This is a genomic window from Pseudomonas sp. WAC2 (assembly GCF_030403525.1).
GTDB classification, from domain to species: domain Bacteria; phylum Pseudomonadota; class Gammaproteobacteria; order Pseudomonadales; family Pseudomonadaceae; genus Chryseomonas; species Chryseomonas luteola.
This window is the reverse complement of the sequence record NZ_JAUEPD010000004.1, coordinates 155,829-167,879: the sequence shown is the minus strand read 5'-3', so window position 1 is coordinate 167,879 and position 12,051 is coordinate 155,829. Positions and strand designations below refer to the sequence as shown.

Annotated in this window: 13 protein-coding genes; 3 read left to right on the top strand and 10 right to left on the bottom strand. The window is 54.7% G+C overall.

Annotated elements, in window-relative coordinates:
• Positions 1–38: 38 nt before the first annotated feature.
• The 8 genes from QWJ10_RS10370 to QWJ10_RS10335 all read right to left on the bottom strand — a co-directional run bounded on the left by QWJ10_RS10370 (position 39) and on the right by QWJ10_RS10335 (position 9,084).
• Complete coding sequence (locus QWJ10_RS10370) at positions 39–1,208, bottom strand: amidase (RefSeq protein WP_289926129.1); 1,170 nt, start codon at positions 1,206–1,208, stop codon at positions 39–41.
• A 12-nt stretch (positions 1,209–1,220) separates the two neighbouring features.
• Positions 1,221–2,210 (bottom strand): ABC transporter ATP-binding protein, encoded by a 990-nt coding sequence (locus QWJ10_RS10365; protein ID WP_289926127.1) that lies wholly within the window; start codon positions 2,208–2,210, stop codon positions 1,221–1,223.
• Positions 2,207–3,256: an oligopeptide/dipeptide ABC transporter ATP-binding protein gene (locus QWJ10_RS10360; protein ID WP_289926124.1), complete on the bottom strand. Its 1,050-nt coding sequence runs from the start codon at positions 3,254–3,256 to the stop codon at positions 2,207–2,209. Before QWJ10_RS10360 ends, QWJ10_RS10365 begins: the two co-directional genes overlap by 4 nt.
• Positions 3,257–3,258: 2 nt before the next feature.
• Positions 3,259–4,149: an ABC transporter permease gene (locus tag QWJ10_RS10355; protein ID WP_208859649.1), complete on the bottom strand. Its 891-nt coding sequence runs from the start codon at positions 4,147–4,149 to the stop codon at positions 3,259–3,261.
• Between the two features lie 10 nt (positions 4,150–4,159).
• The gene (locus QWJ10_RS10350) at positions 4,160–5,113 is read right to left on the bottom strand and encodes an ABC transporter permease (RefSeq protein WP_073450435.1); all 954 of its coding nucleotides are present in this window, start codon (positions 5,111–5,113) and stop codon (positions 4,160–4,162) included.
• 6 nt (positions 5,114–5,119) lie between these two features.
• Complete coding sequence (locus QWJ10_RS10345) at positions 5,120–6,751, bottom strand: ABC transporter substrate-binding protein (protein ID WP_289926117.1); 1,632 nt, start codon at positions 6,749–6,751, stop codon at positions 5,120–5,122.
• Positions 6,752–6,935: 184 nt separating this feature from the next.
• Positions 6,936–8,234 (bottom strand): Zn-dependent hydrolase, encoded by a 1,299-nt coding sequence (locus QWJ10_RS10340; RefSeq protein WP_289926115.1) that lies wholly within the window; start codon positions 8,232–8,234, stop codon positions 6,936–6,938.
• A 76-nt stretch (positions 8,235–8,310) separates the two neighbouring features.
• Entirely contained in the window at positions 8,311–9,084 is a 774-nt protein-coding gene (locus QWJ10_RS10335) for an FCD domain-containing protein (protein ID WP_289926113.1), read from the bottom strand.
• 343 nt (positions 9,085–9,427) lie between these two features.
• Between QWJ10_RS10335 and QWJ10_RS10330 the strand changes: the two genes are divergently transcribed.
• Entirely contained in the window at positions 9,428–10,399 is a 972-nt protein-coding gene (locus QWJ10_RS10330) for an IS481 family transposase (protein WP_289926110.1), read from the top strand.
• 66 nt (positions 10,400–10,465) lie between these two features.
• Here QWJ10_RS10330 and QWJ10_RS10325 read toward each other — a convergent pair whose 3' ends face one another.
• Together QWJ10_RS10325 and QWJ10_RS10320 are read right to left on the bottom strand one after the other, a co-directional pair.
• Positions 10,466–10,852 carry a type II toxin-antitoxin system VapC family toxin gene (locus QWJ10_RS10325; protein WP_289926108.1) on the bottom strand — a complete coding sequence of 129 codons (387 nt, stop codon included), beginning with the start codon at positions 10,850–10,852 and terminating at the stop codon, positions 10,466–10,468.
• Positions 10,849–11,091: a type II toxin-antitoxin system prevent-host-death family antitoxin gene (locus QWJ10_RS10320; RefSeq protein WP_073450484.1), complete on the bottom strand. Its 243-nt coding sequence runs from the start codon at positions 11,089–11,091 to the stop codon at positions 10,849–10,851. The genes QWJ10_RS10325 and QWJ10_RS10320 overlap by 4 nt, the downstream gene beginning before the upstream one ends.
• A 374-nt stretch (positions 11,092–11,465) precedes the next feature.
• Here QWJ10_RS10320 and QWJ10_RS10315 point away from each other — a divergent pair, with 374 nt between their 5' ends.
• On the top strand, positions 11,466–11,693 hold the full coding sequence (locus QWJ10_RS10315; RefSeq protein WP_177411922.1) for a hypothetical protein: 228 nt from the start codon (positions 11,466–11,468) through the stop codon (positions 11,691–11,693).
• Between the two features lie 22 nt (positions 11,694–11,715).
• On the top strand, positions 11,716–11,973 hold the full coding sequence (locus tag QWJ10_RS10310) for a hypothetical protein (protein ID WP_289926534.1): 258 nt from the start codon (positions 11,716–11,718) through the stop codon (positions 11,971–11,973).
• Positions 11,974–12,051: the final 78 nt, after the last annotated feature.

The window sequence follows — 12,051 nt, the reverse complement described above, 5'->3', positions numbered from 1 at the left end:
GCCGATCTTAAGTGACACGTTATCTTGGGCAAGAAAACCTACAGCACTATTCGGGCAGCCATTTTCACCAGGCTAAGATCCGTACCAGCCTTTGCCATGAGCGAGATACCCAATGGAGCGCCATCCTTTGTTGCCAATGGCAGGGTAACTTGAGGTGTGCCACACAACACGGCGATTGACAGCAGTCGATGAGACAGTTGGCGTGTGGCCTCTATTTCCTGCTCATGGGCCGTTAGCAGAGGAGCAATGTCCGGAACCGTAGGCAGCACTAGTACTCTATTACCAAGCACCGTGCTTACCGCCTGGCGGAAATGCTCTCGGAAAATTCTGGCTTCACTTACCTGGCTATCAGTGACCCCGCGTGACCATTGAAAACGCTCGGCAACGTCCGGCCCAAAGACGGGTTCATGGCGCTCAATAAACCCACCCTGAGCTTCCCAGGCTTCGCGGCCTTGAATATAGCGAAACGGCCAATAGGCATCCTCAAGAGAAGGAAACGGCTGTTCAAGAGGTATCGGTGCGCCATACACTGAACTGATCTGCTCCAGCGCTGGCGCTAGCGCTTCACGAGCTGCAACGGGAAGCAGATCGAATAGCTCCCGTGCAACCACCAGTTGCGGGACTTCAAAGGGATGCTGGTCTTCACCCAGCAAACATCTGCCTACTGCCTCGAACACCTTGGCATCACGAGCGAAGAAACCGCAGGTATCCAGGCTTTCGCACAGTGGCTGGCATAGTTCCAGCGAAATGCGCCCATGGGTGGGGCGAATACCAAACAGCCCGCAATAGCTGGCCGGCGTACGTACTGAGCCTCCCGTATCGGTACCTAGGGCAAAATCGCATAAACCGTTCGAAACCGCTGATGCCGAACCACTAGAAGAGCCTCCAGGAATGCGATCGGGTGCAGCGCCATTTACAGGTGTGCCGAAATGAGCGTTCTTGCCACTCATGGAAAAGGCCATTTCATTGGTCTGGGCCTTGCCGATAAATCGGGCACCGGCATCCAGCAACCGTTGCACCGTTGGTGCGGTGCGAGTCTTGATTCCAGACATGGCCAGGATAAGGGGATTACCGCCGCCTGTAGGATAGCCTGCGACATCAAAGAGATCCTTTACTGCAAACGTCAGACCGGCAAGCGGGCCACTTTCGGCATAGGCAACGTCCACCCAAGGGTAGGGCATCAGGGCGTTGGGAGAGGAAGACGACATAATGAAAGCTCCTTAGGCGGACTCAGGAAATCGATGGCAGCTGACGTAATGCTCTGGAGAAACTGCAACCCGCCCAGGAACACTTTTTTCACAGGCCTCGCTGGCATATTTGCATCGCGCGGCGAAGGCGCAGCCTTCAGGCAGGCGGCTCAGGTCGGGGGGCGATCCGGGAATGGTTTCTAACCGGCTGCCCTTGCTCAAGCCGCCCTCCGGACGGCTGCCGAGTAGTGCGACGGTGTAGGGATGGCAGGGGTTAGCCAGCAATGTTGCAAGGGGGGCCTCTTCAACGATACGGCCTCCATACATCACTGCAATGCGGTCAGCGATCTCAACGGCAGCGCCAATGTCATGAGTGACAAAAATAATGGATAGCCCCATTTCACGTTGCAGCTCTCGCAGCAGGATAAGGATCTGAATCTGCACGGTGGCATCCAGGGCCGTAGTAGGCTCATCCGCCAGGAGAAGGCGTGGCTTGCATACAAGGGCGAGTGCAATCATTGCGCGCTGGCGCATACCCCCTGACATCTCATGAGGGTAGGCCTCTAGACGCTGCTCTGGGCTAGGAATGCGGACGCTGCGCAAGGCCTCTAGCGCAACGTCACGAGCATCCTTGCGCGATAACCTGCGATGCCGTCGAACGCTTTCGATAATCTGCTCACCTACCGTATAAACGGGGTCGAAGGCCAGCAGCGGCTCCTGAAAGATCATCGACGTAACGGGCCCCCTGAATGCGTTTAGACTGTGGGAGGACATGGTCATGACATCTGCACCGTCGATCTCGATATGCCCCTTGATGACCGTAGTCTTTTTAGGATGAAGGCGCATCAGCGAGCGCAATGTGACACTCTTGCCGGAGCCAGACTCGCCAATCAAGGCCAGTGCTTCGCCTCTGGCGACGGTCAGGCTGACACCATTTACCGCAGAAATGGTTTTGCTGGCGTTATGAAAACGGACGTAGAGGTCCCTGACAGATACTATCGGTTGTGGTACGTGAGCGTTCATTGGGTATGCCTCATGGACTGGTCATCACGTGGACTGCAGGAGTGGCCGCCACCTGGAATGTTCATCAGGCAAGCGGCTTCATGATGCTCACCGATAGGAAAAAGCAACGGCTTATTGCTCCGGCACGCCGCTTCGGCATGGGGGCAACGGGTGTGGAATCGGCAGCCAGACGGGGGATCAATCGGACTTGGCGGGTCCCCTGTCAGCGGCGATGCCAGCGTGCGATGCGCTGGGTCCATCGAAGGCATGGAGCTGAGCAGGGCGCGGGTGTAGGGGTGAGCCGCGCGGGTAAACAAGGTTTCTGCTGGCCCGATTTCCACCACTTCGCCCAAATACATTACTAATATGCGATCTGATACATAACGCACGACGTGCAGATCATGGCTGATAAATACATAGGTCAGGTCCAGGCTTTGCTTTAGGTCCAGCAGCAGATTCAATACCTGCGCCTCAACTGATTTATCGAGTGCCGATACGGCTTCGTCGAGAATCACCAGCCTCGGCTCTAAAGCCAGGGCTCGGGCAATATTGACCCGTTGGCGTTGCCCTCCAGAGAGCTCGTGCGGGTAACGCCCAGCAAAACGGACAGGTTCGAGGCCGACTTTTGCCAGCAACTCCCTTGCGCGTGCCAGCGCCACAGCAGGGGACAGGCCATGCACCCTGGGGCCAAAGGCTATTGATTGTTCAATGGTTAGCCGAGGGTTCAGGGAGGAGTAGCTGTCCTGGAAAACCATTTGGACCTGACGGCGAAAATCCCGCAGTGACAACTGATGTGAGTTGACTTCAGCCGCGTCGAAAATCAGTTCACCTCGATCCTGAGTAATCAGCTGCATCAACACGCGTGCTGTCGTGGACTTGCCACACCCAGACTCACCTACGACGCCTAGTGTTTCGCCTTTCTGAACGGTAAAGGAGACATTATCGACCGCGCGAACTACGGTCTTTTTGCCGAGCGGCCCCTTGACCGGGAAGTGCTTGATTAACGAGCTAACCTTTAGCAGCGGTTGTGCAGGTCCGCCTAGATCATGTGTCACGAGTGCATTCATGGTCAGCTCCTAATGGCCATGGCGGCCCGCAGGCGGTCGGCCAGGATATTGAAGGAAATGGACGTAATGAAGATCATGAGCCCCGGCAGAGCCGCTACCCACGGTTGCGTGTAGATGGCGGTTCGCAAGGTGTTGAGCATGAGCCCCCACTCGGGCTCTGGTGGGCGAACCCCCAGACCAAGAAACGACAGGCCTGAGGCCAGGATCATGCAGACCGAAATCAGGCCCGTGGCAAACACGAAGATAGGTCCTAGCACGTTACCCAGCACCTGGGTGCGAATGATTGTAAAAGCGCTCGCGCCCGACGCCCGTGCGGCTTCGATGTAATCGCGGCTGCGCACCTGGGTGGTAACACTTTCGGCGACGCGGGCAATCTGGGGTACGAAAACCAGTGTGAGGGATAGCAGAGCGTTATCGATGCCTGCCCCCATAGCACCTGACAGCGCGATGGCTAAAAGCACAGACGGAAAGGCATAGAATATGTCTACTGTTCGCATGATCAGGGCATTGATCATTCCACCCGCATAACCAGCTACGATGCCAACCGCGCTGCCAATAACAAATGCCAGGATCACGGGTGTAATGCCCATGAATAGCGACAGGCGTGCCCCTAGCATCAGCCGCGAGAGCATGTCTCGCCCCAGCTCGTCGCTTCCCAATGGAAAGCCTTCGGTGCCGATGGGTCTCAGTCGTTTGAACATCGAGGTGGTGTAAGGATCACCCGGCGTCAGGTACTGGCCTAACAGAGCAAGCAGTACCAGTGCGAGAATAATGCCTCCCACGAGCCAGGCAACCTTGTCACGGGCCAGGCGATGGCCAACAGATGTCCAATACCCCGGTGATGTTTCTACAGGAACCATTTGGGCAGGAGAGGGGACTTTAGTCAGGCTCATGTTCATTGCATCAGGCCCTTTTGATACGGGGGTCGAGTAGTGTCTGCAGGATGTCCACCAGCAGATTGAGCACGACAAAAAACAGCGCCAGCACCCAGATGGTGCCTTGCAACAGCGGTAGATCGCGCTGGAAGATGGCTGAGTTCAATAGCAGGCCAGTACCTGGCCAGGCGAAAACAGTTTCTACCAGGATTGAGCCGCCCATGAGGTAGCCGAGCTGTAATCCCATGACAGCCAGGGCGGTGGGCGCGGCGTTCTTGACCACGTGCCGAAAGATGCCAGATTCGCTCATGCCTTTGGCGCGAAGGCCAACAATGAACTCCTGGGCCAACGTTTCGGCCACAAGGGCCCGAACGGTTCGGGCAATGATGCCGGTTGGTATCACCGAGAGGGTTATAGCTGGCAAGATCATGAACTGGATATGTGCCCAGTCCCACGCCCAGCCGCTAGAGCCCAACGGGCCACCCCCCGTAGCCGGTAGCAGATACAGCTGTGTGGAAAAGACAATCACCAGGAGCATGCCGAGCCAGTAGTGCGGTACGCTGACCCCGACGACCGAGAAAACCGAGGCGAGCTTGTCGAGCCATGTATCCTGGAAGTAGCCCGCAACAAAACCAAACAGGCATCCAAAGAAGAAGCCAATCAGTGTGGCCAGAAAAGCCAGCCGCAGCGAATGTATTGCGGCTGTCATCACCTCGGAGAACACTGGCCGGCTGGTTGCTATCGAGGTGCCCAGATCGCCTTGCACGGCATGCCATAGCCATTTCGTAAATTGCACCGGGAGCGGCTGATCAAAGCCGTATGCGGCAATCATCTGTGCACGAAGCTCCTGGGAGGCATCCGGTGGCAGAACCGAGACCAATGGATCACCTGGAGCAATTTGGACCAGCATGAAGCAGACCAGTGCGACGCCCAGCATGATGGGAATGGCCAGCAACAGCCGGCGGAGGATATAGGCACCCATACGGCGTTACTCCATGGACATGGTGGCAAAATCGATGAACCAGCTTTGAGGCTGAACTACACCCTTGATCCTGGACGACATCGCTCGCGGACCCACATCGTGCGCCACCCAGAGGAAGGGCGCTGCATCTACCAGGGCTGCGTGTAACTGCGCTGCGGCGGCGTCCATATCCTTGGGGTCGAAGGCGTTACGCGCCTTGGTAATCAGCGCGTCCATTTCTGGGTCGCTGAAGTAGCCCCAGTTATTGGATACCGGAGGAAACGCTTTGGAGCTGGTAAAGCGCACCATGCCGAAGTAGGGATCCATTACCGCAGCGCTCACATTAATCGCGTTCGCCCCGTTAGCCGCAGGATCCTTTGCACCGAGACGCCAGTTGGTAAAGAGCGTATTCCATTCGGTCACGTCCAGCTCGACATCGAAATAGCACTGTTTAAGGCTCTGCTGGATATACTCGTTCATCGGTAGGGGCTGCATCTGGCCCGAACCAGACGCCGAGGTTTGCACCTTGACCTTGACCGGTTTGGCCTCACTGTAGCCGGCCCTAGTCATCAGCGCCCGAGCCTGATCAGGGTCATAACCGATCTTGAAGTCAGGATTTCCTCGCCACGGTGAGCCTTGTTCATAGGTGCCGGTTGCCTCTTCCATGTAGCCACCCAGATACTCCTTGAGTTCGGCACGGTTAAGGCAGAGATTTGCCGCATGACGTACATCCTTGTTCAACCAGGGCGAGCCCTCGACAAAGGAGAACTGCCATGGCCAGAGGTGAGGCTGTGCGTTGGCGTAAAGCTTGAAACCACGACTCTTGATCTGGTCAATGGCGTCGGGTGCAGGGGCTTCTATCCAGTCCACCTGCCCAGAGAGCAGGGCGGCGGTCCGTGCATTGGCCTCTGGCAGTGGGAGGAGCACCACGTGGTCGATCTTTGGGACGCGGCTGGGGTTCCAGTAGTCAGGATTTCTGGCAAGCGTAAGCTGCTGACGCGGGACAAGCCTTTCTATCTTGAACGGACCGCTGCCAACGGCGTGGGACGCGAAATTCGACCAGGCTTGCTTGCTACGCTCAGCTGCATCTGTCACAGAGGCCGGTATGGCATCAAAATCCTTTTGCCAGGCTGTTGGGGAGACAATAAATAAATTAGTCAGGTTGTAGGGCAAAAACGCATCTGGCTCGGATGTAGTCAGCACTACCGTATGATCATCTATCTTCTCGGCCGATCTTAGAGTAGGCATGCGTGACACCGTATTGCCTACCTGCGCCGGGGCGTACTGCTTGGCATTTTTGTCCAATACCTTCTGGACGTTCCAGACGATGGCATCAGCGTTTACTGATGTACCGTCATGAAACTTCACGCCCTCACGCAACGTAAACGTCCACTTGGTATGATCCTCCGGGCTGACCGCCCACTTGGTGGCGAGGCCCGGCATCAGCGCAGCTGGCTTTTCGCTCTGCGAAAGATCCCATTCGATCAGCGCATCATAGATAGGAATTCCTGTGAAACGGTTGCCCTCGTAGCCCTGATCGGGCTGACCGAACGTAAGGGGAATATCGCCCGCCGTCATGCCAATGCGAAGGGTAGTGTCCGCAGCCACTGCGCCACTGAAGAGAGCAATTGTCGCGGTGAGGGCAAATGAGGTTTTCAAGCGACCCTTAAAACCTGATAAGGCTAAACACATAAGATCGAACCCTTGCTGCTAAGGTTGGGGCAGGTCATCCCGCATAGCGGGTAGGTAGGCCATGGATAAAGGCCTGTCACATTGCCGGGTTAGCCCGGCTTATAGGATGCAGTGCACGATAGGGAAAGACGTTCGACTTTCCAGATTCGCGCTACTGGTATGGGAAGACGGAGGCCTCAAACACAGGTTGGCTGCAATCAGCCATTTCCAGCATTGCGCTCAGCAGCACGTTGCAACCAGCAGCCAGGTGTTCTGGCTGGGCATTCTCAATTTCGTTATGACTAATTCCGTTTTCACACGGCACAAAGATCATGGCAGCCGGACCCAGCTCCGCTACGAATATGGCATCGTGGCCCGCGCCACTGACGATATCCTGATAGCTGTATCCATAGTGCTGCGCGCCTCTGCGAACCGCGTTTACACAGCCGGTCTCAAAGTGCAAGGGAGGGAAGTCCGCTGTTGGCGTCAGGGTGTAGCTCAGCCCATGGCGCTGACAAGCATTCTCTATCGCCTCGGTCGTTTCAGCCACCATAGCGTCAAGGTGAGTGCTGTCTAGATGGCGAAAATCAATTGTCATCTGAACCTGTCCTGGAATCACGTTACGCGACGCGGGGTACACCTCCAAGCATCCTACGGTACCGCATGCATGGGGGAGATGCAGGTGTGCTGCACGGTTTACCGCTTCCACGACAGCGGCAGCTCCAACAAGTGCATCTTTACGCAGGTGCATCGGCGTAGGACCCGCGTGGGACTCCACACCCGTGAGGGTGAGGTCAAACCACTTTTGTCCCAGGCACCCTGTTACCACGCCAATGGTCTTACCCTGGTCTTCCAGGATCGGACCCTGTTCAATATGTGCTTCAAAATAGGCACCCACCGGATGACCCACAGCGGAACGCGGGCCAGCATAGCCAATGGCTTCCAGTGCTTGCTTGACGCTGATGCCGCTGGCGTCACACCTGGAATAGGTCTCTTTTACGGAAAACTTCCCAGCAAACACCCCTGACCCCATCATGCAAGGGGGAAACCGTGATCCTTCCTCGTTGGTCCAGACGACGATTTCAAGTGGTGCCTCGGTTTCAATACCATGGTCGTTAAGCGTACGAATGACCTCCAGGCCCGCCATGACACCAAAACAGCCATCAAACTTACCTCCTGTGGGTTGGGTATCGATATGGCTACCCGTCATGACAGGAGCAAGAGCTGGATTGCGGCCTGGCCGTCGTGCGAAAAGATTACCTATGGTATCGCACGTGACGACGCACCCGGCTCCTTCGCACCATTGAATGAACAGATCGCGGGCCTGGCGATCAAGGTCAGTCAATGCCAATCGGCAGACTCCACCTTTAGGCGTGGCGCCTATCTGAGCAAGTTCCATGAGCGACTGCCACAGCCGTTCGCCATCGATTTGGGGAATTAAGGGTTTGTGCGCACGTGATGCAAGAGACATGAGCGTCCTCTCTAGTTGAGTATTCATGTTCCGGCAGTCGAAAAAGGATCAACACATCGTTGCGCTCTGTGGCGCTTTAGACAATCTGACTTACCCTTGCAAAGTCCAGAAGAACGTGGCGTGCCATCTCGCCTTCGAGTGCTGTCATATGTTGCTCGGCATCGCACATATGCTCATGCATCAGCTGGCGAACAGCCGCTTCGTCCTTGACGCGCCAGGCCTGGAGGAGCGCCTGGTGATAATTTACGTTTGATTCCCCAAATGCATCACGACTCGGTAGATAGGCTTTTTTTAAGACCACCAGATCACGAAGCATGTCGTTCATAAAGCGTGACATAAAGCCGAGTAGGGGGTTGGCACACCGTTCAGCCAGAAGGTTATGGAACTCAATTTCTGCAATTCGTTGAGCACGCTGTTGAGCCTCGCTCGTAAGCGGCAGGCTACAAAACTCAATGTTTCGCTCCAGCTCTTGGAAGTCCTCTTCGTTTAGCCGACCTATAACCGCCACGGCAATCTCGACTTCTATGATCCTGCGTAACTGGTAAACCTGCGCGCCATCGACGTGATTGAAGTGCAGATAATTACGAAGCGCCCGACTGGCCGGCTCCATATCCACTTCACAGAGGTAGGCGCCACCGCTAGGGCCAGTTCGCATGATGACCAGTCCTTCTACCTCTAAGGCCTTTAAGGCCTCTCTGACCGTTCCCTTGGAACATCCAAAGCGCTCCATCAACTCTTTTTCCTGAGGTAAACGATCACCAGGCTTGAGCTGCTCCATAACAATAGAGCGCTTCACTTCCTCGACAATAAGATCAGATAACTTTTGTCTTCTCCGAACTGGCGGCTTCATGATTTATCACATTTATACGTATAAATGGAACTTAGGAGGTGCTTTGGCAGGTGTCAATCCATCCGCAAGCTCCAGTGTCGTACCTACACCCTTAATGTCGTTTACAGAACGTGTTTGGCTTCTGTAGGCCTGCAAGCACTCACCCCAAGGTCTCAATCCTTAACGCAACCTGGTGTGTCTCTACGATATCCATGAAGTGCCGCTGGCCTTAAGTCTATTTTTGCCCTGAATACAGACCTTTTACTCTCACGATCCAGATACATGTCGCCGCGCTTGATAAGCCTAGTTGTTTGGTCCCAGAGAGAAAGGGTTTATGGTATAGACCTCTATCGGAGGAGGATCCATGGCTCAAGTTCTACACAAACGCGCCACGACCACGCACGCCATCCGAGCGGAATTACAGCGATCGCAGGATTCGATCGCGACGCTGAGTAAGCGTTACAACTTAAACCCCAAGACCGTGATCAAGTGGCGTCAGCGTGACTCGGTTGAAGATCAGCCCATGGGACCTCGGGAGCCGCATTCGACCTCCCTGACCCTGGCTGAAGAGGCCGCTGCCATCGCGTTCCGGCAGAAGACCTTGTTGCCTCTGGACGATTGCCTGCATGCCTTGCAGCGCTTTATACCCAGGCTTTCGCGCTCGGGCCTGCATCGGCTCTACCAGCGACACGGCATCAGCAACCTCCCGCGCTCAGCTGAGCCGGTACGTGAGAAGAAAGCCTTCAAACGCTATCCGTTGGGCTATCTGCATATCGATATCACCGAGGTGCATACCGCAGAGGGCCGGGCCTATCTCTTTGTGGCGATCGATCGCACGTCGAAGTTTGTGTATGCCGAGTTGCACACGCAGATGATGCGCAAAGATGCGGTCGACTTTTTGGAGGCCACACTTAAGACATTACCTTATAAAGTGCATACGGTACTCACCGACAACGGTATCCAATTTACCAGGAAGATCGGTACAGAACGCTATCGGGCCCATCCATTCGATGTGATCTGTTATCGGCACGGCATTGAACATCGGCTAACCAAGCCCTTCCATCCCTGGACCAATGGCCAGGTTGAGCGCATGAACCGGACGATCAAGCAGGCCACCACCAAGGCCTTTCATTATGCCTCGCTTAAACAGCTGCAGGAGCATATAAGGGATTATCTGTGGGCATATAACAGCGCTCGTCCGTTACGTGCCTTGAAAGGGCAAACACCGATTGGCTTTATCCTCGGGCAATGGCATAAACAACCACAGCTCTTTTTAACCGACCCAAACCCCTTCTTCCCGGGACCTAACATGTACTCAAGACGCAATGGTTACTAAACTAGTAAGTTCGCTTTGTAGTAGTTACTGATGCGAATCTTTTACAAAAGGCTTCGATTGAAGGGGTTAACCCAGGTAGCGAATCGGCGCCTGATACTTAGTCAATATGTGGTCGCAGGTTAGTAGAAACATGCCTTCCTCAATAGCTTGGCCAATCAGCAATCTGTCGAATGGGTCGTTGTGGTGCGATGGCAGCGCGGCAGCAGTAATACTGTGACTGGAGCTAATCGGTAGTTCTCGGTAACCCGCACCAATTAGCGCTGTTCGTGTCACTGCTGGATCGTAAGGAAAGTCTGGCTTGTTTAATGCACGCTTGATACCGATCTCCCAAATGCTAGCGGCACTAAAGTACAGCATGCTAGGCCCTGTCAGGAGGGGTAGAGCCTGCTTTGGCAATTTAGTGCTGTCAAAGCAGGCCCACAGTAAAAGGTGCGTGTCGACGATAAGGGTCATACGTTGAACATTGCCTCAATATCGTCTTTGAATTGCGCATCAATATCGGCTGGCACAGACGGATACATACCATCCAGCATTCCAATGCGCTTTTGAGGCGTTTCAGTGTAAGGGATCACCTTAACCATTGGCCGACCAGCTTTGGCAATAATCTGTTCTACACCTGTACTAACTACCTCGTCGATAATCTTGGACAGGTTGGTTTTAGCATCGTGAATGTTTACAGTTTCTGGAGTCATGATAGACCTCGATATACAGGGTTAGCTAACCTAGCTTAGCTAACCTGGCTAAGTATGTAAACGTAGCCATATTCATGCTCTGAGACTGTGAAGAGAAGAAGGGCAGAGCGGTGACCTAACCGCTGTATCACCAACGGATTGGGTTAGCTGAACCTTTGACCGAATCGACTCGCTGATTCACAGAACTGCTTAATTGCAGTTGATATCAGGCCCCCAAATAGGCATCAAGACTTAGCTTAAGATAGGCGGCTAAACACTCCCAGCAATGGCAGCACTCTCTTACCAGGCACGCCTTATCGGCCCCATGACTTTCGCAGAAGTTGGTTGGAGGTATTGGATCCTATCTGGAGCACGACTCCTGTACGACTAGTCGCTTGCGAAACCGTATTGAGCTGCCCCTCGATGCGGCCAAGGCCAGAAAGTTGAGGGAAGGAGAGAACCCGGCGCGCTGGCACGGACATCTGGACAAGCTCCTACCCAGGCAGGGCAGCAGGGTCAAGCCGTTTGGCTCGTTGTCTGCCGAGGATACCGCATGGCTCATGCATCGGCACGATAGCCAGGAGGGTGCTGCCGCCCGTGTAGCTGGAAAAACTGGGGTATAAACGCCGAGTCATCTCCACCCTAATGCTGGATTTCTTTATCAGCAAGCTGCCACCTGGCGAGCGAAGAAAGGATCTCCTGGTAGAAACCACGTTTGGTAAGCTAGTTTCGCTGATTGAAAATGACCTCTATCTAAAAAGCGAAGTGTCAGCTGCGCAGCGGCGAAAAGCCGTAGAGCACGTCCTGCTCTACCTGCACCAGCAGGAGGTCATTACGTTCAATCATGGGATGACGGTCATGCGACGCGCCATGACCATCGAAATGGGCACCTCAAAAAAATAGCTATACCAAAGACGACTACTGAACGAGCCCCATGAAAGACAGGACACCGTTCCCCCCTTAGGATGAGGGATAGGCAAA

What these genes read in the sequence shown, in the direction of transcription:
- QWJ10_RS10370 (WP_289926129.1), bottom strand. Translation starts at nt 1,208, where the DNA reads ATGTCGTCTTCCTCTCCCAACGCCCTGATGCCCTACCCTTGGGTGGAC.
- QWJ10_RS10365 (WP_289926127.1), bottom strand. Translation starts at nt 2,210, where the DNA reads ATGAACGCTCACGTACCACAACCGATAGTATCTGTCAGGGACCTCTAC.
- QWJ10_RS10360 (WP_289926124.1), bottom strand. Translation starts at nt 3,256, where the DNA reads ATGAATGCACTCGTGACACATGATCTAGGCGGACCTGCACAACCGCTG.
- QWJ10_RS10355 (WP_208859649.1), bottom strand. Translation starts at nt 4,149, where the DNA reads ATGAGCCTGACTAAAGTCCCCTCTCCTGCCCAAATGGTTCCTGTAGAA.
- QWJ10_RS10350 (WP_073450435.1), bottom strand. Translation starts at nt 5,113, where the DNA reads ATGGGTGCCTATATCCTCCGCCGGCTGTTGCTGGCCATTCCCATCATG.
- QWJ10_RS10340 (WP_289926115.1), bottom strand. Translation starts at nt 8,234, where the DNA reads ATGTCTCTTGCATCACGTGCGCACAAACCCTTAATTCCCCAAATCGAT.
- QWJ10_RS10335 (WP_289926113.1), bottom strand. Translation starts at nt 9,084, where the DNA reads ATGAAGCCGCCAGTTCGGAGAAGACAAAAGTTATCTGATCTTATTGTC.
- QWJ10_RS10330 (WP_289926110.1), top strand. Translation starts at nt 9,428, where the DNA reads ATGGCTCAAGTTCTACACAAACGCGCCACGACCACGCACGCCATCCGA.
- QWJ10_RS10325 (WP_289926108.1), bottom strand. Translation starts at nt 10,852, where the DNA reads ATGACCCTTATCGTCGACACGCACCTTTTACTGTGGGCCTGCTTTGAC.
- QWJ10_RS10320 (WP_073450484.1), bottom strand. Translation starts at nt 11,091, where the DNA reads ATGACTCCAGAAACTGTAAACATTCACGATGCTAAAACCAACCTGTCC.
- QWJ10_RS10310 (WP_289926534.1), top strand. Translation starts at nt 11,716, where the DNA reads ATGCTGGATTTCTTTATCAGCAAGCTGCCACCTGGCGAGCGAAGAAAG.